The organism is Rossellomorea sp. FM04394 (assembly GCF_041889765.1).
GTDB classification, from domain to species: Bacteria; Bacillota; Bacilli; order Bacillales; family Bacillaceae_B; genus Rossellomorea; species Rossellomorea aquimaris_B.
In genome coordinates this window covers 4,180,795-4,200,261 of the sequence record NZ_CP168654.1, presented here as the reverse complement: position 1 = coordinate 4,200,261, position 19,467 = coordinate 4,180,795, and the positions used below count along the sequence as shown (strand labels likewise).

General features: G+C 43.2%; 11 protein-coding genes. 7 read left to right on the top strand and 4 right to left on the bottom strand.

Going from position 1 to position 19,467, the window contains the following annotated elements; genetic code table 11:
- Positions 1–50 precede the first annotated feature (50 nt).
- Positions 51–785 carry a PIG-L family deacetylase gene (locus ACCB35_RS20990; protein ID WP_374055173.1) on the bottom strand — a complete coding sequence of 245 codons (735 nt, stop codon included), beginning with the start codon at positions 783–785 and terminating at the stop codon, positions 51–53.
- Between the two features lie 119 nt (positions 786–904).
- On the opposite strand from ACCB35_RS20990, the gene ACCB35_RS20985 reads away from it, so the two are divergent.
- Positions 905–2,050, top strand: a complete 1,146-nt coding sequence (locus ACCB35_RS20985; protein WP_374055172.1) for an acyltransferase family protein — start codon at positions 905–907, stop codon at positions 2,048–2,050.
- Positions 2,051–2,089: 39 nt separating this feature from the next.
- Here the strand turns inward: ACCB35_RS20985 and ACCB35_RS20980 are convergent, their stop codons facing one another.
- Together ACCB35_RS20980 and ACCB35_RS20975 are read right to left on the bottom strand one after the other, a co-directional pair.
- Complete coding sequence (locus ACCB35_RS20980) at positions 2,090–2,647, bottom strand: hypothetical protein (protein ID WP_374055171.1); 558 nt, start codon at positions 2,645–2,647, stop codon at positions 2,090–2,092.
- 123 nt (positions 2,648–2,770) lie between these two features.
- Complete coding sequence (locus ACCB35_RS20975) at positions 2,771–4,147, bottom strand: cell wall-binding repeat-containing protein (RefSeq protein WP_374055170.1); 1,377 nt, start codon at positions 4,145–4,147, stop codon at positions 2,771–2,773.
- Between the two features lie 304 nt (positions 4,148–4,451).
- On the opposite strand from ACCB35_RS20975, the gene ACCB35_RS20970 reads away from it, so the two are divergent.
- The 6 genes from ACCB35_RS20970 (at position 4,452) to ACCB35_RS20945 (ending at position 17,700) form a co-directional block, all read left to right on the top strand.
- On the top strand, positions 4,452–5,399 hold the full coding sequence (locus tag ACCB35_RS20970; protein WP_374055169.1) for an NAD-dependent epimerase/dehydratase family protein: 948 nt from the start codon (positions 4,452–4,454) through the stop codon (positions 5,397–5,399).
- 171 nt (positions 5,400–5,570) lie between these two features.
- Positions 5,571–6,884 (top strand): cell wall-binding repeat-containing protein, encoded by a 1,314-nt coding sequence (locus ACCB35_RS20965; protein WP_374055168.1) that lies wholly within the window; start codon positions 5,571–5,573, stop codon positions 6,882–6,884.
- Positions 6,885–7,408: 524 nt separating this feature from the next.
- On the top strand, positions 7,409–11,632 hold the full coding sequence (locus ACCB35_RS20960) for a cell wall-binding repeat-containing protein (RefSeq protein ID WP_374055167.1): 4,224 nt from the start codon (positions 7,409–7,411) through the stop codon (positions 11,630–11,632).
- A gap of 809 nt (positions 11,633–12,441) precedes the next feature.
- Complete coding sequence (locus ACCB35_RS20955; protein ID WP_374055166.1) at positions 12,442–14,493, top strand: S8 family serine peptidase; 2,052 nt, start codon at positions 12,442–12,444, stop codon at positions 14,491–14,493.
- Positions 14,494–14,598: 105 nt separating this feature from the next.
- Positions 14,599–16,434, top strand: coding sequence for a cell wall-binding repeat-containing protein (locus ACCB35_RS20950; RefSeq protein WP_374055165.1), 1,836 nt, complete (start codon positions 14,599–14,601; stop codon positions 16,432–16,434).
- 156 nt (positions 16,435–16,590) lie between these two features.
- Positions 16,591–17,700, top strand: coding sequence for an LCP family protein (locus ACCB35_RS20945; RefSeq protein ID WP_374055164.1), 1,110 nt, complete (start codon positions 16,591–16,593; stop codon positions 17,698–17,700).
- Between the two features lie 235 nt (positions 17,701–17,935).
- Here ACCB35_RS20945 and ACCB35_RS20940 read toward each other — a convergent pair whose 3' ends face one another.
- Positions 17,936–19,369: an oligosaccharide flippase family protein gene (locus ACCB35_RS20940; RefSeq protein ID WP_044338413.1), complete on the bottom strand. Its 1,434-nt coding sequence runs from the start codon at positions 19,367–19,369 to the stop codon at positions 17,936–17,938.
- Between the last annotated feature and the right edge of the window lie 98 nt (positions 19,370–19,467).

Genomic DNA, 19,467 nt, shown 5'->3' with positions numbered 1-19,467 from the left:
ACTACCACACAAATAAAAAACATCCCCACTTACACGAGGGGATGTTTTTTCTACCTATGCCAACGACTCTCCCCAAACTTCCCAGCCTCCACAAAATAAGACTCCACCGAAGTATACCCAATCCGATAGAACCCTTCACCAGGCTCCCAAATCCGATAAGAATCCAAACTCTTAGTATACTCATCACTCAGTTCATCAGGCACAGGATAAGTGTCATCGTACTCCAAATTCTCAAATTCTTGAACAGGCAGGTAATAGAGGGCCGATTGAATGGTCCCGTCTTCAACCAGTTTTTTTAAAGCTTCTCCTGACGCGGCATGGTCCTGGTGAGGGTCATGATAGGACAAGGCATGATGTCTTGCTTCAGGGTAGCGTTCGTTCATTTCATTCATGATCGTCATGACTTGGTCTTCTTTGATCTCACCATCGAGAAGATCATATACATAAACGTTCTCTGGCTTGACTCCTAATTCTTCAACGGATTTCTTAAATTCCTTTACCCGGGAGTCACCGAATTCTTCTTTCGAAATGGGTGGGAGGTTTTTTTCTTGTAAGTTTTCATTGACTTTGTTGATCGACTGGCTAGCTTCACCATGTGAAAGAAGCACCACCGCTACTTCATTTCCCTTGTCAATTTGCCGCAGGATGGAAGGACCTAAACTGAGCGTTTCGTCGTCTGCGTGCGGGGCGTAAAAGACAGAGGTATCAGGTTCTTTTTCAAAAAGGGTACAAGCGCTTAGTGACGTGGATAGTAATAAAATGAGAGAAAGATAGATAACTCGCATGCGGACCTCCAGATGAGAAAATAGTTAAATCTTTACTAATTGATTCTATCAAAGTTTTTGGGGCTGGTGTATACTTTCATAGTAGGAAAGTATAGAACGTGAAGTGAAAGGAACGGAGTATGGAACAAGTTCAACCAACAGAGAAACAGGTAGAAGTGAAAAAGAAAAAAAGAGTCTATTCCCTCGATATGCTGAGAGGGATTATTGTAGCATTATCTGTGTTTTTGAGTACGATTCCTTATGGGAAGGTGGACTATCCCTATTTCCGTCATGCGGAATGGTATGGGGTCACGTTGATTGATATCATTTTACCTACGTTCATCACCATTTTTGGTGTGAGCATGGCGATCGCCTACCAGCGCGGGGTGAAATGGGAGAAGATTTTAAAGCGGACCGTCCGCTTGATTGTGTACGGCATCATTTTTACGATCATTGTGGAATGGACGTTGGATTTTTCGACCATTCGACTGACCGGGGTTTTACAGATGTTTGCCCTTCTTGGAGTTGTAACGGTAGCGATCACCAAGTTTGTGCAATCTCCTTTGAAGTTAATGTTGATTGCGTTGTTGGTATCGTCGGTATATGGGGGCCTCATCCTTTATACAGGTCAATCCTGTGAAGGCGGATTGCCTCAGCCTGAATGTAATCCTTCACACGCAATTGATAGCGCAGTGTTCGGCGAAAAGCATTTATACCATCATGGCGAGCGTGGGTATGATCCTGAAGGACTGGTCACCAGTTTGTCCGCCTTATCAAATGTCCTTTTCGGATATGCATTCGGGCGATTGATCTTGACCCGCAAGGAGACGGGGGCATGGCGGGAACTATTGGGGATAGGCGCTCTATTGATTGCCGTCTCTCTCGCTTGGGATCATTTCCTCCCGTATAACAAACGCTTATGGACACCTGCGTTTGCTCTATTGGCCGTTGGATTCTCAGCTGGTATGCTATCGATTTTGTATCTTATTTTTGATAAACGAAAAGAAGATGCCAAAGAGACAGCACTGAAGCCGGTTGTTTGGTTCCTGGAAGCATATGGACGCAACAGCTTCTTGATCTATTTCGGTAAATTCATGCTCGGGTCCGTTCTAATTCATCTTTCGGTGACGGATGACGGCATTGAAAAATCGCTCTCCAGAGTGATAAACGAATGGGTGGCAACGTTTGCCCCTCATCCGCAGCTGGCTTATGGCTTATTAAACCTGGTCTTTTGGACCATCGTTGCCTTTGTCTGTCATAAGAAGAAGTGGTATTTGAAAGTATAGAAGAAGGTCCGTCCCTCAACCTGGGGGACGGACCTTTTGCTATTGCTGCTTTAGTGTTTTTTCAAATAGGAGGCTTGCATAGGTTCTTGTGTATTTCAAGATGCTTTCTCCTACTTCTTCACCTGGAAAATCGAATAAAGGCTGGAACAGCTCTTTATTACTCTCTGTACCGAATGCGTCGACGAAGCGGTACGTTAATCGAAGTTCCGTGAAGCTCGTCGTAAAGTATATTTCCAACTGAGTGACGAAATCATTGACGGATACTTCACTCACAATCTGATCGTGGTAAAGGGGGATCAGTCCCTCCATGTCCTTATCAATGCGTGCCTGTGCGCGATTCATGAGCTGCGAAACACCATCCAGGCTAGGATATTTTGAATTTAACAGGAGTGGCTGCAGAATTCCATGCAGGGCTTTTGTTGATTCAACATGAAAAACAATGGCTTTCACCAAGTTTTTTGTGTATTCATCCTCTGTTGATGAGCTTTTCATCGTTTGGAGTAATTGATTATTTACCTCTTCGCGAAGTTCGTCCTTGTCAAGATGTATGACTAGTTTTTTAAAGATAGTAGCGACTGTTTGTGTAAGAGACTCCATAAGTAGTATGCCTTCTTTCTTATGTATAGTGTAAAATATGCTACTATTTTACCATTAATATACAGAAAATTCTATATAATATTCAAAATAAAAAACGCGCTCCTCAAAAGAGCGCGTTCAGTATTATTCGTTTCCTTCAATGATCGACCAAATCTGGTCCTCTACCTTAGGTTGGATCGCTTTCTCTCCACCAAGGATCGTTACACCGAATGTGTAATCCATCATTAAGTCTTTGATGTCAGGGTGTAACTCATTTGGAGGTGTCAGTAACAACGGCTCTCCCCAGTTTGCAGCAAGAACCGAACCTGTTAAAGCATCGGCGAAATGAGTTCCCGTCGCAACGAAGACGAAGTTAGTAGGAACGTTAAAATCGCGGATGATATTTGCATTGGTTTCATAGCGATTTGCACCTGCAATCCTCATCGGATCGTTCAGCTTCTTAGCGACTGTATTACTGATGACCCCGGTCCCGCCAATAACATAGTTCATCTCGTATGTTTTCGCCTGTGTCAGCGTTGTTGCCGGGATGCTTTCTTTGTCAGATAGTAGAATAGGGTATCCGTATTGTGCAGCGATGGACGCAATCGATAGGGCATCAGGATAATTCTTTCCGCTGACGACTACGGCAGCGTCATTGCTTGGCAGCTTTTTAGAGATGGCCACTGCCGTCTCGTAACGGTCCTTGCCGCTGATGCGTGCAACAGATACATCAAGTGCTTTTAATTCATCCACTACATCATTTGAAATGACGCCTGGACCCCCAAGAATCGTAACCTTATTGACACCCAATTCATAAATCGCTTCCTCCACAGATGGGTGAAGGGAACCTTTAGTAGTTAATAGAATAGGAGCATCTTTATGATACGCAAGCGGTGCACCGGCCAATGCATCCGGGAAGTTGCTTCCTGTAGCCAGGATGATTTCATCTGTCCCGTATCCCCACCCCTGCAAAGCAATTTCAAGGGCGGTTTCGTAGCGGTCTGCACCGAAAATACGGTCTACGTATGATTCAAATGTGAATTGAGAGGGAATCACTACATACTCTTCGCCAGTTGCGAGATTCTTTTTATCCTTGACAGACATATAATAAGTGCCTGGTGTAACAGTGTAATCGGCCATGAAACCATCTGTCACATCTGAACTTATTTCATTTGCTTCTATAACATTCTTGTTTTCATCGTATAGAGTGACATCTAATAGAATCCCGGGATTTTCGTCCCATGATCCTCCGTATATCACCAATGGATCGTCATTGTCTACTTGAATCTTATACATATCCACATCATCTTTTGTGAATGTCCCTTTTGCGGCATCCTCAAGAACAATTTCATTGGAATTGGTAAACGTATTATTTGGCTCTTCCTCAACGAAGAAGCCCTCGCGATCGTAGCCTAAAAGCTCCATCTTTTCTTGAGAAGGACTTTCCGCCAATACCGATCCCCCAAATAAACTTGATGCAAGCAGTGCTGAACCAACTGAAGCAGTGAACCACTTTTTCATCTTTCTTTCCCCCGATAGTTTTGATCTGTTTTTAAGCTGATGTCTATGGTAATCCCGTACCACTATTTCATAACATCTAGAATAGTATAATCGCGTTTGAAACGTTTGCATAGATAGTTTCAATTAAATATTTTTCGCCTTTTTTTGACAGGAATAGAAACGTTTTTAGAAAGAATGAATAGGGTAAAATTAAGGGTGTTTTACATTTTAATGACCGAATAGAATCCGATTGTGATTTTTGCTATACTTACATCAGTGAAAAATTAAAAGTATAACTCTCCATACTGAAAGGGGAACAACATAAATGAGCAAGATCCTTGTTACAGGAGGGGCCGGCTTCATCGGCTCTCATATTGTAGAAGAATTATTAAACAAAAACGAACAAGTGGTAGTGATAGATAATTTCTCGATGGGTTCAATGGATAACCTTCCGAAGGACGATAAGTTAACCGTTGTAGAAGGGGATATATCTTCTAAAGAAACCATTGAAAAGCTCTTTCAACAACATCAATTCAAGAAAGTCTTTCATTTAGGTGCGATTGCCAGTGTAGCGGCTTCAGTAGAAGATCCCCTTCATACCCATCAAACCAATCTGGAAGCGACCTTATACTTGTTGGAAGAAACACGCAAACAAGGAGGATTGGAGTGCTTTGTCTTTGCTTCTTCTGCAGCGGTGTACGGGGATGAGCCGACGCTTCCCAAGAAAGAAACGTCAACGATCAGACCATTGACCCCATATGCCATCGATAAGTTTGCCTCGGAGCAATATGTGCTCGCATTCAGCCGATTATACGACATCCCGACGACGGCCGTTCGCTTCTTCAATGTCTTTGGAAACAGACAAAATCCATCGTCACCATATTCGGGTGTGGTATCGATCTTAACAGATAAGTTCAAACAGCTGGTAAACAAAGAAGAAACCAACTTCACCTTATATGGAGACGGCGAACAAACAAGGGACTTCATCTATGTAAAAGACGTTGTACAGGCGAATCTTCTCGTATCTGAAGATCCGGCAGCAATCGGTAAAGTTTTTAACGTCGGTACAGGAGACTCAACAAGCTTGAACGAACTGATAGGCATGTACGAAGAAATTACCAAAACAAAACTCCCTATCGAACAGCTGGAAGAACGTTCGGGAGATATAAAAGAATCCTACTCTGATATTTCTGAGCTTAAATCATTAGGTTTTAATCCAAAGTTCTCCATGAGAGAAGGACTATTGGAGTATTGGAATAAAGAAAACGAATAACAAAAAGGCCCGTTCCGACAACAGGAATGGGCTTTTTTGTGTCGTTTGAAGGAGAGTATATTACAAAAAAGGGGTAAATATGACGAATATTGTTACATAAATGTAAAATTATTTTGAAAATTTTAATGATAAGATAGTTTTTGTAGATTTATAGAGAAGGGGAATTGAGAAATGTCTAATTATCGCAAACCTGTATCTATTACTTTCGTCACGGTAATAAGCTTCATGTTCCTGTTGTTTTTCCAGAACCCTGCATCAGCTGCAGGTACACAGATAGAGAGAGTAAGCGGTGTCGACCGGTATGAAACGGCAGTGAAAGTTTCTAAAGAGGGATGGACCAGTGCCAGTACCGTCGTCATTGCAGTGGGGAATAACTTTCCCGATGCGTTGGCAGGTGCACCATTAGCGGATAAGTATAACGCACCTATATTATTAGTAACCAAAGACAGTATTCCTTATAGCGTGAAAAAAGAGCTGGATCGATTAAATCCAAGTAAAGCATACATATTAGGTGGAAGTTCAGTTATTTCACCTTCAGTTGAAACTCAGCTTAAGGGTTTAGGCATTACAAGCACAAGGGTGGCAGGGGAAAATAGATATGAAACAGCGGCAAAAATCGCTGCGTTAGTAGGCGGATCACAAGCCATTGTTACATACGGTAGGGATTTTCCTGATAGTCTTGCGATTGCACCTGTTGCTGCAAGTAAATCAATGCCGATTCTATTAACAGAGAAAAATCATGTCCCTGAAGAGACGAAAAAAGCGTTAAGTAAATATAGTTCTTCCATTCTTGTAGGGGGTACAGGCGTGGTAAGTGACGGCGTTAAGAATCAATTGCCAAGAGCCACCCGTATTTCCGGCAAAGATCGCTATGATACGGCAACAAAAGTCGCCGAGAAATATTATTCTGCTACAAATAGTTCAGTCATTGCCACGGGTGAAAGCTATGCTGATGCCTTGACAGGGTCCGTTCTTGCAGCCAAAAAAGGCTCGCCTGTTATGTTGATTCAATCCAATAATGTCCCGACTTCCGTTAAGTCGACAGTGGATAAATTGGGTATCAATCAGTTTACGATCATCGGTGGAACGTCCGTTATATCAGAGAAAGCCCAAAGTCTATTTGGATTTGATACAGATGGTTTAATCAAGACGGCAAAACAATATATTGGAACACCTTACAAGTGGGGTGGCACGACTCCAAGCGGTTTTGATTGCAGTGGTTATCTTAACTACGTATATGATAAATATGGGATTGACCTGCCCAGAACGACATCTGACATCTGGAACTTCGGAAGCCGCTCAAGCACACCGGCAGTCGGCGATATCGTCATGTTTGAAACATACAAACCAGGCCCATCACATGGCGGGATCTATATCGGAAACAACCAATTCATCCATGCCGGTAATGATGGAGTGGAAATCACAAGTATGAATAACGTATACTGGAAGCCTCGTTATCTAGGCGCAGTGAAAGTTGTAAATTAAAAGTTGTAAATTAATAGAAAGATAGAAAAACTGTTTGCCATCGGCAGGCAGTTTTTTTCTATTTACCCGATTCAATAGTCCTTAAACATTTTCTTTTTAATAATTATTTCTAATAGATAGTAGAATTCTTATTGTGTCTTGTGAAAGGTGAAATATTTCTCATTATGTTGATTGAAGCGGAAGGTGCTCGACTCCTGCGGGAATAGCGGGAAAGTTGAGACCCCGCAGGGCAAAGCCCGAGGAGGCTCAACTCACGCCCCACGGAAAGCGAGCACCTGTAACGGAAATCAACCAGCACTTGCTAAGCAACAAGAAAACAATCTAAATAAGTAATTTAATAAAACTGAAAACACAATAGTAAAAATATATTATTTTTTCTGAAAATAACATCTCCTTTTATTGACTAAAGAACTAACTGAGATTAAAATGGAAAATAGAGTTCGAATTTTTCCATAATTATATTATTTTGGAAGATACGGAGTATTTCGGACCATTACTATTAATCTATCAAGGGGGAAAAGGGATTGACGTTTAAGAAAAAGGTATTTTCGGTCATGGCAAGTGCAGCTTTAGTAGCTTCCTCGTTCGCTGGAGTAACAGCTTTCAATCCTGATAAAGCGGAAGCCGCTTTACAGGAAACGAAAAAGTTCAAGGTTTCGAATTTCTCAGAAGTTGTGGCACTGTCTATGAGTGATCAAGCTGTTCAAGAGCTTGTCATCGTAGGTAACGGTAAAGTAGATGCGACTGGTCAATTAGAGAAGCTTGGCGTTAAGGTGAAACAGAATTATAAGAACTATGTTTACTTAGCGGACGTACCAACACGCAAGGTAATGGAAGTTCTTGATCTTAAGAGTGTCCGCACAGTAGGAAAGAATGCTGAAATCCAATTAGGGGAAGTAAATGACCCTGAGCTTGAAGTGAAGGATCAAAATAAAGTGGATGAGGATGCGGTCGTAAAACCGAATCAGGCTGAAACCCATGCTCCTACCGGAGTGGATGACTTCCACGATAAGTTTGATGGTACTGGTACACGTATCGGGATCATTGACTCAGGTCCAGATCCGGGTCACGAATCCTTTACGGAAGGTTTAGAAGAAGGAACCCGTAAATATGGTGATTCTAAAATTGTTGGTGTAAGGGATTACACTATTTCGAATCGTCGACTTGCTTACGGCATTGAAGAGCGCTACAAAGAATACTTAGGTGACGATATCAATTACCTTTCTGAGGGAGACGTGCTATTCGATAAAGGACATGCTGAAGGTGACTCCATTACAGTAGGGGAAACTACATATAATACAGCAGGGCTTGACGCTTCCGATGACAAATTATTCTTTGGAAGAACAGCGTTTGAATCAAACCCATATCCGAAAACGAATCCTAACTGGACGAATCAGGATTTAAATGCGGATGGAGTGAATGGTAATTCGGATAATTTTGCTGTGCTATTGGTAGGGGACAAAGTCTATATCGATACAGATATGGATAATGACTTTACGGATGAAACAGCTTATGCAAACAATGAAACAGGTACATTCGATGTGAATGTGGATGATGACATGCTAGGAGCGAACTTCCGTGTCAATGATATGGAGTTGAACTGGTTTGGTGTCGGCCTGAAGAAAATTAATTTATTCACTGATTTCAACGGCCATGGTTCTCACGTCTCAGGTATCTCTGCGGCTAACGGACCGGCAAAAGCAAATGCATTCGGAGCCGTTGCCGGTGAAGGGGTTGCCCCTGGAGCAGAGCTTGTCGGTATGCGTGTGTTCAAAGCAGCTGGCGGAGCTCCTACATTCAGTATCCAAAAGGCCATGGTCGATGCTGCGCTTCCTGAATCCGAAGGTGGATTCGGTGTCGATGTTGCAAACTTGAGCTTAGGTTCTTCCCCGGATCTGAACGATGGTTTAGGATCCTATGGAGAATTAATGACGGTCTTAAGTGAAGATACAGATATCGTATTCGTTACTTCTGCCGGTAACTCGGGTCCTGGTGCAGACACAGTCGGGTCACCTGGAGACGTAGCACCTATCATTTCTGTTGGTGCACATATCACGGCAGACATGTGGGCAAAAGAATACAATTCTTATCCATACGGTAAAAACGCAGACGGCACTCCTAAAGAAGGACAAGGATTATGGTACTTCTCTTCTGTAGGACCGAACGAAGTAGGGAATCAAAAGCCTGATATCGTCGGACCGGGATCTGCTTATGCTGCTCACCCGGTACAAAACGGACCTTATGTAGTCATGCAGGGTACAAGTATGTCTTCACCGTATGTAGCTGGAGCGGTGGCGTTACTTAAATCGGCAGCGGAGAAAGATCGTATTCCATTTAACTACGAAATCGCCCGTGAAGCGTTGATTGAAACGGCCAATCATTTAGATGGCTATAACCGTGCTCAAGAAGGTGGCGGACTGATCGATGTTCCTGCAGCTTATGAGTATCTGCGCAAAAACTTCATCACAGACATTAAAGACGTGGACGTAACAGTCTACCATGGAGAGAAAATCTCCGGCGGTCCGGGTCTGTATGTTAGAAATAAAGAAATTCCTGAAACAGTGGAAGTATTAGTAGAGAACAAGACAGATGAAGCTAAGAGCCTTGATGTATCCCCGACTGGCGATTGGATTAGCCCATCTGTATCAAAATTAGACCTTAAAGCTGGAGAAAGCAAAACGATTACGGTGAAGTATGATGAGTCGAAATTAGAGACAGGCGTAAATGCTGAGACTCTAGTATTTGATGATGCATCGACTCCTTATGTAGAAGCTAGATCAGCTCAAACAATCATTACTGGTCATGAGTTTAACCAGGAAAATCGTTTCCGCTTCCGCGAAGAAGGTGAAGTTCAGTCTTCTCAAACAAAAGGTTATACATTTGACGTAAAACCTGGCGTAAGTGAAGTCCGTTTCTCACTGAATGCGATCAGTGAAAATGATGATTATAAAGGCCGCGTACGCGCGATCGTATTCAATCCTGATGGAGTTGAAGTAAGTGAATTCCAAGGATATGCAGGATACGGTTCCGGTGGATTAGGCGTTGAAGATCATGTCTTCAAGTCTCCTAAACCAGGGGTATGGGAAGTACATGTATATGGAACTTCTGGACCACAAGCAGGTAAGGAAGTAAATAAATATCAATTAGAGGCTGTTGTTCAGGATGTAGTTGCTCAACCAGGTGAAATTGATTTGGGTCATGTTGCACCTGAAACTGAAATGACCAAATCTGTTACATTCTCAAACTACTTATCTGAAGCAAGAGATGTGAAGGTTGTCGGTGCACCGTTCAGCACGCCTAACCTTTCTTCTGAGAAGGTAGAGGTACCTGGTAACAATGAATTCTACTATCAAGAAATCAAAGTGAAGAACAATGTATCTTTGGAAGTTCAAACTTCAAATCCATCACATGCTACTGATGATGTCGATTTATATATCTATGATTCCGAAGAGAATATTGTAGCATATTCTGCAGGTGCTACATCCGACGAAAAAGTTTCCCTGACTTCATTACCGGATGGTACGTACAAAATCGCAATCGAAGGGTATGCAACAATGGATCCAACGACGACTCTTGATCTTTCAATCAACGAGTTCGGTGTACTGTCTCCTGGTGAAAAAGGGAAAGGTAAAGTGGATGTTAAAGCTTCACAAACCCTTAAAGTAGGAAAATCATTAACGACGGATGTAAACATTACAACTCCATCCGAGTCTATGAGCTCAATCGGTGCTGTATATTTACTAGATGCGAAGACGGATGAAGTATTATCACTGCTTCCAATCAAGGTAGACGGGGACATCATCACTGAAGTTTCCGGTCAAGACCGTGTCGGAACAGCAATCGAAGTTTCCAAGAAGCTTCATAAAGACGGCTTTGCCGATGACCATGAATACAAAACAGTTATCCTTTCAACTGGATACAACTTCCCTGATTCATTATCTGCAGGTCCATTAGCATCTGCTATTGATGCCCCAATCTTACCTGTAGGCAGCAATGGGAAGCTTTCTAAGGAAGTCCTTGCTGAAATCGAACGTCTTGGTGCTGAAAATGTGTACATCCTTGGTGGAGAAGGTGTCGTTTCTGCCGATGTATTTACACAATTGAACAGCATCTCGATCAATTCTTCTGATATCGAACGTTTAGAAACAGATGGAATGCCAAACCGTTACGGTACAAACCTTGCCATCGTTTCGAAGCTTCAAGAGCTTGGATTCAAAGGAAATGGTGTATTCGTTGCAACTGGTAAGAACTTTGCAGATGCCCTGAGTGCTGCAGCGATTGCCGGTGCCAACGACATGCCGATCGTTTTAACAGACGGTAAAGCTCTGTCTGCTGAAGCGAAAGCGATCCTTGAAGACGAGAAAGTCTATGTGCTTGGTGGTAAATCTGCTGTTCCTGAGAGTGTAGTAGCTGAAGCCAAGAAAGTAGCTGTTGATGTGAAAGTCCTTTCTGGTGTGAACCGTTATGGTACACTCGCAGCAATTCTTGGAGAGTTCGCGAATAGCACAGATAAGCTATATGTTGCGAGCGGTAAGAACTTCCCGGATGCATTATCTGCAGCTCCACTAGTTACAGATAACGCAGGATTATTATTACTGACAGATCCAAATGGATTACCGAAAGAAGTAGATTCGTTCTTAACGAAATATCTGTACCAGAACAAAATCACTTCTGTCACTGTACTTGGTGGTAAAGGTGCAGTAGGTGAAGGTGCTAGAGAAGACCTTCAAGAAAAAGTATCAAACTAATAGTGTAAGTTTAATAGGGTCACCTGCTATTAATGGCGGGTGGCTTTTTTTAATTGCAATTTCGTAAACATTGTGGATTTACATCACGTCTGTTTTAGTTAGATGTGAAAACATAGACCGTTCCTTTCCGCTCCAGGCACTTGCTTTCCGCGGGGAGGAAGTCGAGCCTCCTCGACGTTCCGTCTGTGGGGTCTCGACCTTTCCTCTATCTCCCGCAGGAGTCAAGTACCTTCCGCTACAATCCACTCTGTGATGACTGCCTATTGACTGATATACAAACAAAAAAAGCTCATATTTTAGAAATATATGCTGAGCGTTTGTAGCAATTAAACTCAAAGGGCATTCGCAGACAGTTATCCTTACTTTGATGGTTAAGTTGAAAGCTAGCTCTACTAAATTCCCCCTCAGCACAAACTTGATTGACAGAGCCCAGGCAGGTCATATTAAAGAAACAACAATCTTTGCAAAAAGAGCTATAGGCAAAGATTTTTGTTTTATTTATATCTTTTAAAAGAGTCATGCTTAAAAAGTTGATTGGAGCGGAAGGATGCTCGACTCCTGCGGGAATAGCTGGACAGGTGAAACCCCGGAGGCGCAGCCGAGGAGGCTCACTGCCAGCCCCGCGGAAAGCGAGCATTCTGTAGCGGAAATCAACTAGTACTCTCTTCTTTAAGATGGCAACAGATAACATCAAGGTCTTTCAGCCTATCATTCTGAAAATTTCTTGAATTCATGGACAGGCCTTCCACCATCTTATATACTTTTTACAGATGATGTAAATGACATTCAACGGAGAGAGGAGTGGCTTGATGAAAATGAGAATAATCGCTTCAATTGTCTTCTTATTGGGTTGTACCCTGCTTCCAAACGGAGTAGTGCAAGCGGATGATGGGAAGAAGGTTCAACTATTAGTGGTTCACAAGGATCAGGAAGGTGAAGTGTCGACACAGTCTTCAGACAAGGGTGAAGGTAAACTAGAGGTCATATCAGTACCTTCAAAAGACGTTCCTGGCACTCTATCAAAATTGAATAATAATAAAAACATAGAATATGCTGAGGTCGATCAGCTCGTTTACACACAAGCTGCTCCGCCGAATGATACATATTTTCATAATCAATCCCAAGACTTTCAGGTCATGAAGGTGCTGGATGCTTGGGAACAATACAATCCCATTAAAGAAGTTACCGTGGCGATCGTCGATTCAGGTGTTGATCTGAAGCATCCTGAGCTACGCAGTAGATTAGTAGAAGGAAAGAACTTCATTAATGAAGAAGAGCCGCCTGTCGATAGGTCGGGACATGGCACCCATGTAGCGGGTCTGGTGGGAGCTGTGACCAATAACAAAATGGGCATTGCTTCTGCTGCTGAAAAGGTAAAACTCATGCCTGTCAAGGTGTTTGAAGGTAAGACCACTTACATGTCCACGGTTATTCAAGGCATCCGTTATGCAGCAGACAACGGAGCGGATATCATCAATTTGAGTCTGGGCAGCTACAGCAATATGCAAGCCCTTGAAGATGCCATTGATTACGCTGTGGACAAAGGCGCACTGGTCGTGGGAGCGGCAGGTAACGATGATGAGCACGCCGTCCTTTACCCGGCAACCTACTCCAATGTCCTGGCTGTAGGCAGTGTGGACTCTGCTACATTGACAAGATCCACGTTCTCAAATTATGGGGAGACAGTAGATGTATCTGCCCCGGGCACAAACATTTTCAGCACATGGATGGACGGCTATCAAGCACTGGATGGAACCAGTATGTCAACGGCCATTGTAAGCTCGGTTTCCTCTATGGTTAAACAGCAATACCCCTTTCTAAAAGGAATGCAGGTGAAGGATGCTCTTGAAAACTCAACCACCCCATTACCGGAAGTCGATAGACTTGGAACAGGGTTGATCAATGCGGAAGAAGCGCTGAACTATGTCCAAACGAAAAACCGTATCTACGGATTGAACTCTGTGGAAACAGCTGTAGAAATATCTAAAAGTGGATGGACCTCACTGGAGGAGAAAGAGTTGACGATCGGTGGCAAAAACTTGAATGAATCGTTTGTTATTTTAGCAAGCGGTGATTCATTCCCGGATAGTTTAGCTGCTTCTCCATTGGCATCTCATTTGGATAGCCCGATTCTATTAGTCAAGAACAATCAATTGAGTGGGTCCGTAAAGGAAGAGTTGAAAAGATTGAATCCCTCTCATGTTTTGATGATCGGAGGGGGGAATGCCATCTCTCAGGATGTAGAAAATGAGATTAAGAATCTATCAATCGAGACCAAGCGACTATTTGGCGTGGACCGTTATGAAACGGCCGTAGCGATCAATAGCGTGATTCCCTACACAACCAACAAGGCCTTTATCGTCTCAGGTCAAAACTATCCTGATGCGCTCTCGGTCGCTTCCTATAGCGGCAGCATGCAATATCCTGTACTTTTTGTTCAAAAAGAAAAGGTTCCACAATCGGTGAGTACCTATATGAAAGAGAATGAAATTTCCAAGACGTATGTCATCGGTGGTCAGGGAATCCTTTCTAATAAAGTGGCAGATAGTCTGCCTGGGGATTTCCGTATATATGGCTTGGATCGTTATGAAACCAATTATAAGGTCCATCAGACATTTGCTTCTGCAGATTCCGATTCCCTTTATTTTGCCACAGGGGCTAAATTCCCCGATGCCCTTAGCATAAGCCCACTGGCTGCAAGAACAGAAAGCCCGGTGGTTCTCGTAGATAGAAACGATAACGTGAACCTGAAGAAATCAATCCATTTGATAACCAATCGCAACAACTATCACATTCTGGGTGGACCAGGTGCTTTATCCATTGAGAAAGCATGGGAAATCGATCAGTATATGATGGAATAAGTAAGATAGGGAGATTGCCTCTCTATCTTTTTTTTGTAAATGAAGGTTATAGTTTACTAGATACTATGTTAAGATGGAATAAAATAACATTTAAAGGGGAACGCAATGAATTCTAAAATGAAGAAACTTGTATCAGGAATAGCGGCGGTGGCACTTAGCGCCACACTGGCGAGTCCAATCACTTCAAAGGCAGCGGGGTATGAAAACCCGTCTAAATATGAAATCAATAAACTGTTGACGGAAGCAGCGATGAAGTATGATGTTCCCGCTGAAATCGTAAAGGCATTGGCAGCTGAAGAGAGCGGCTGGAAGCAATTTACGGCAGAGGGAGAACCGAATATTTCGGATGATGGCGGCATCGGGATCATGCAGGTGACCGATACAGCCGGCTATGATGAGGAACGTTTGAAAAGTGACATCGCCTTCAATATTGAAGCAGGTATCAAAATCCTGAATGAAAAGTGGAAGCTTGGTGAGAAGGGGCTATCCAACTGGGATCGTTCCACCAGCATCCCAACAGTTGGGGACAATGAGCGTGACATCATCGAGAACTGGTATTTTGCCCTTTTAGCTTACAATGGACAGGTGCAGGAAAATAGCCCAATCAGGATGGCGACGGGTGAAAGAAACTTCGGAAGCTATCAGGAACGGGTATATGCAGAGCTTTCCAGTGGAAACCCTGGCATCTTCAAGAATGATAGAGTCGAATTTTCTTTTGCCAAAGAGGACTTCACCTACACAGGAGAGCCAAACTATTATTTATTATTCAATAAGAAACAGTTTGAGGTTGATGGTCTTGCCCATACGACCAAACATTCGTATCAACCAGGGGATTTGGTGATTTCTGCGGATGGATCACGTTTCAGAGAACAGCCGACTTCTGAGTCCAAGGAAGTGTCAGCGAAACTTCCAAGCGGTGAAACGGAAGTCCTTGAGATCCTTAAAGGGTTTGAATATGATGAATCCACGAATCCGAATCACTTCGTCTGGTACAACGCCGAACGTGAAGACAATAAACAAGCGGCATACGTTGCTTCAAGCGAACTGAACAAGATCGGTGAGCGACTATCAGGAACCGATCGGATCAAGACGGCCGTCGACATTTCCAAGGAGGGGTGGAGTCAGGCTGATACAGTCGTTCTGGCCCAAGGGTATAACTTCCCGGATGCGCTGACAGGTGGCCCCCTTGCTTTTAAGAACGATGCGCCGCTGCTATTAACGGAAAAAAACAAACTGACTGAAGCGACGAAAGCTGAAATCAAACGATTGAAAGCGTCCAAGGTCATCATTTTAGGTGGAGAAGGAGCAGTCAGCAAAGGAGTCAAGGATGCTCTTGAAGGAATGGGATTGGATGCTGAACGGATCGGTGGAATCGACCGCTACGAAACAGCCCAGCTTATTTCAGAGCAAGTGAATCCGAATCCTGATAAAGCCATCATCGCGTCAGGAAAGAACTTCCCAGATGCTCTTTCCGTGGCCCCATATGCATCTGTAAAAGGATATCCGATCCTTCTAACAGCGGCTGACGCCGTTTCTTCTTATACAAGTAAAGCCCTTACTGGGGTGGACAGCACGATCGTTGTCGGTGGAGCGGGTGTCATCAGCGATGCAGTCATGAAAAAGGTAAAAGGCGAACAGAGAGTAAGCGGAGTGGATCGTTATGAAACCTCCCTTGAAATTGCGAAGAAGCTGCCCCTTGCCAACCCGGATGAGAAAGCACTTCTTGCGAGCGGGAAGAACTATCCAGATGCGCTATCGGGTTCAGTACTCGCAGCAAAGCAAAAGGCACCGCTTCTTTTATCCAATCCGGAACAGCTGCCGACAAGCGTGAACAACTTTATGGCAGCTAAACAGTATAAAGAGTTCTTCCTCCTAGGGGGACCAAGTGCCATGAATGTGGAAGACGAGCTTGGAGATCTTTATAAAAAGTTGTATTATTAATATAGAAATCTAAGACTCTATCGATCATCGATAGAGTCTTTTTTGGTAGGATTATTAAACAGAGATTACATTTATGTAAGATTCTATTTTTTTAATCTATTTCATGATAAAATTATTCTTCGTATTGATCTTCGATTTGAAAGGTGAAAAACATACATGAAGACTCGTAATGACTATAGACAGCGGATGAGAAGAAGAAAGAGATTCTTCCGCATTTTTCTTGCACTTTCTTTCCTGGGATTAAGTATCGGAACTGCGTACTTTCTCTACCAGTATCAAACTGGAAAAATGAATGCCGGTAAAACACAGGCGGCATCTGAAGAAATCCCTGAATTCAATGGCAAAAAAGATGAGCATGGGAAAGTGAATATATTACTTCTCGGATCAGATACAAGGGGCGAGGAAAAATCCCGTACGGATACGATCATGATTGCCCAATACGATCCTGAAAAAGGTGAGGCCAGATTGGTTTCATTAATGAGAGATATGTATGTAGACGTTCCGGAATACGGCAAGTATAAATTGAATACTTCCTATTTCCTTGGGGGACCCGAGCTCCTTCGTCAAACGCTGAAAGAGAACTTCGATATAGATGTACAATATTATGCGTTAATGGACTTTAAAGGATTCCAGAAGGTCGTGGATGCACTCGCTCCGGATGGAATTGAAATGAATGTAGAAAAAGAAATGTCCACAAACATCAATGTAACACTGGAACCCGGCTTGCAAAAATTGAACGGTAAAGAATTACTGGGCTATGCCCGCTTCCGCCATGACGCAGAAGGAGACTTCGGCCGCGTCAAGCGCCAGCAGGAAGTCATCAATGCTTTGAAAGACGAAATGTTGTCACTGAACGGAGTATCCAAAATCCCTAAGCTGATGGGGACAGTCTCACCCTACATCGAAACGAATATTGGATCCATGGACCGCATCAGCCTTGCAAAAGAATTCGTCCTGAATCCGGTTGATAAGATCGATACAATGAGGCTGCCAATCGACAATTCGTTTGAAAATGCTCGATATGAAGGCGTCGGTGCCGTGCTGGACGTAGACATGGATGCGAATACCGAAGCATTGAAAGACTTCTTGAATGGTGAAGAACCTAAGTCGTATGAGGAATATGTCGAGGAAGAAGCGGTAAGTGACGATGCCGCGGTCGAGGATACGACTGGTGTAGATGATACTAGTGGTTATGATGAAACCGAGGACTCCGGTGTCTATGAGGAATCGACTGAAATCGAGGATACAAGTGGTTATGAGGAATAGAATGATAGATTCAACCCATGGAGTGAAGTGATACTCCGTGGGTTTTTTGTTGTTATGAAATGTTTGGAGCCTGGTGCGGGCAACGGTAATGAAAATTCGACAGGTAGGATCAATTAATCATACTCAGGATTAATAAATCCAAAACCGGATTAATTATCGTGAATCGGGATCAATTCCCTTCCAAACAGGATCAATTTCAAAACACCAACCCCACAAACAAAAAAAACCCCCCCAATCACTGAGGAGATTTCTTCAATCGACGCATCACAAGCTGACGTATGCCGTTAATATTCAAAGCCAATACTACAGCCGCATAGGCCGCAATCCCGACTGCAATTTGAACGATAAATCCGAAGATGCCATCAATGGCAAGTGCCGGCCAGACAAGAAGCGCCATGACACCTGTCGCGATAAAGATCTTCCCGACTTCTTTGAACGGGAAGGTGAGCGGGAAAATCTTCTTCCCGATTAAGGCACTCAATAGAACCGATACGACGTAGGAAATGATGGTCGCGTAAGCTGAGCCGAATATGCCGTACTCCGGTATTAGGAGTAGGTTCAGGACCACATTCAGTACAGCGGCGGCCAGCACAGGCCAGATCTGAAGCTTCGTGTTTTTCCCGAGCTGGAAGGCAAGGTCGAAATAGTACATTTTAAAGCCTTGGATAAAGATCGCAAGGGCAATCAGTGAAAAGATCGTCGCTGCTTTTCCCTGATAGGATTCCCCCAGGAAGATCCCCGTGAAAGAATCGCTTAGCAGGATCATTCCCGTTGTCGCCGGTACCGATACAAGTAACAGCAGGGACGTGTTTTCGTTTAATTGTTTCTGACATTCTTTGATTCCGCCTGTTTCAAGGGCTTTGACCACAAGCGGGTAAGCGGCCAAATTGATGATCATCATCAGCAGGAACAGGATTTGTTTGGCCAGGTCGTATGAAACGGCATAGATTCCGACAGATGCCTTGTCCATTAACCAGCCGATCAAGTAACGGTCTGTATTCAGGATGATGGCTTCCATTGAAAGGGCTGCAATGAACGGAATGGAATACTTCACGACTTCCTTGATCATGTCACGATCGATCAACTTAATGTCAATCAAGTGCAGATACTTCGGAATAAAGAAGACGATGGATAAGAAGATTCCGATAATCAAACCAAGGATGATTCCTTCTGCCCCAAAACCGAAGAATTTAATCAGAACAACAGCTACAATAAGGGATAAAACCACTTTTAATGCTGTCACTACTCCAAATAGTTTGGATGAAAGCTCAGAACGTAAGTATTCAGTGAACAGGTCGAACATACTTTGCATGGTAAGTAATCCAATACCCAGGAACCATAAGAGAGCCATCGAATGGAAAGGGGTATAGACAATGAAAGCCCCTGTACCCAGGAAGACAGTCAAGACCGTCATGGATATGAAAGTAGCCGTAATGGAGCTGATGAACATGGCTTTCTGGTTGCCTTCGTATTTTGGATTATAGCGAAGCAGTCCCAATCGGAGCCAGTGGAATAGGGTTGTGTTCACAAACGTTACCGCGGCAATGACCAGGGCATATTCACCGTATTCACTTGGCGATAACAGACGTGTATATAATGCAATCGCAACGAAATTTATGATCCCAGGGACACCTTTGGATAGAAAATAAATGAACGTATGTTTAAACATGAAAAATACCTCTCTGTTGATCCAATTTATTAACAAAATTTATATAGTTTTTACAAATAAATTCAATTTAATCGCTTTTTATATTATGATAAGAAGTA

What these genes read in the sequence shown, in the direction of transcription:
- ACCB35_RS20990 (WP_374055173.1), bottom strand. Translation starts at nt 785, where the DNA reads ATGCGAGTTATCTATCTTTCTCTCATTTTATTACTATCCACGTCACTA.
- ACCB35_RS20985 (WP_374055172.1), top strand. Translation starts at nt 905, where the DNA reads ATGGAACAAGTTCAACCAACAGAGAAACAGGTAGAAGTGAAAAAGAAA.
- ACCB35_RS20980 (WP_374055171.1), bottom strand. Translation starts at nt 2,647, where the DNA reads ATGGAGTCTCTTACACAAACAGTCGCTACTATCTTTAAAAAACTAGTC.
- ACCB35_RS20975 (WP_374055170.1), bottom strand. Translation starts at nt 4,147, where the DNA reads ATGAAAAAGTGGTTCACTGCTTCAGTTGGTTCAGCACTGCTTGCATCA.
- ACCB35_RS20970 (WP_374055169.1), top strand. Translation starts at nt 4,452, where the DNA reads ATGAGCAAGATCCTTGTTACAGGAGGGGCCGGCTTCATCGGCTCTCAT.
- ACCB35_RS20965 (WP_374055168.1), top strand. Translation starts at nt 5,571, where the DNA reads ATGTCTAATTATCGCAAACCTGTATCTATTACTTTCGTCACGGTAATA.
- ACCB35_RS20955 (WP_374055166.1), top strand. Translation starts at nt 12,442, where the DNA reads ATGAAAATGAGAATAATCGCTTCAATTGTCTTCTTATTGGGTTGTACC.
- ACCB35_RS20950 (WP_374055165.1), top strand. Translation starts at nt 14,599, where the DNA reads ATGAATTCTAAAATGAAGAAACTTGTATCAGGAATAGCGGCGGTGGCA.
- ACCB35_RS20945 (WP_374055164.1), top strand. Translation starts at nt 16,591, where the DNA reads ATGAAGACTCGTAATGACTATAGACAGCGGATGAGAAGAAGAAAGAGA.
- ACCB35_RS20940 (WP_044338413.1), bottom strand. Translation starts at nt 19,369, where the DNA reads ATGTTTAAACATACGTTCATTTATTTTCTATCCAAAGGTGTCCCTGGG.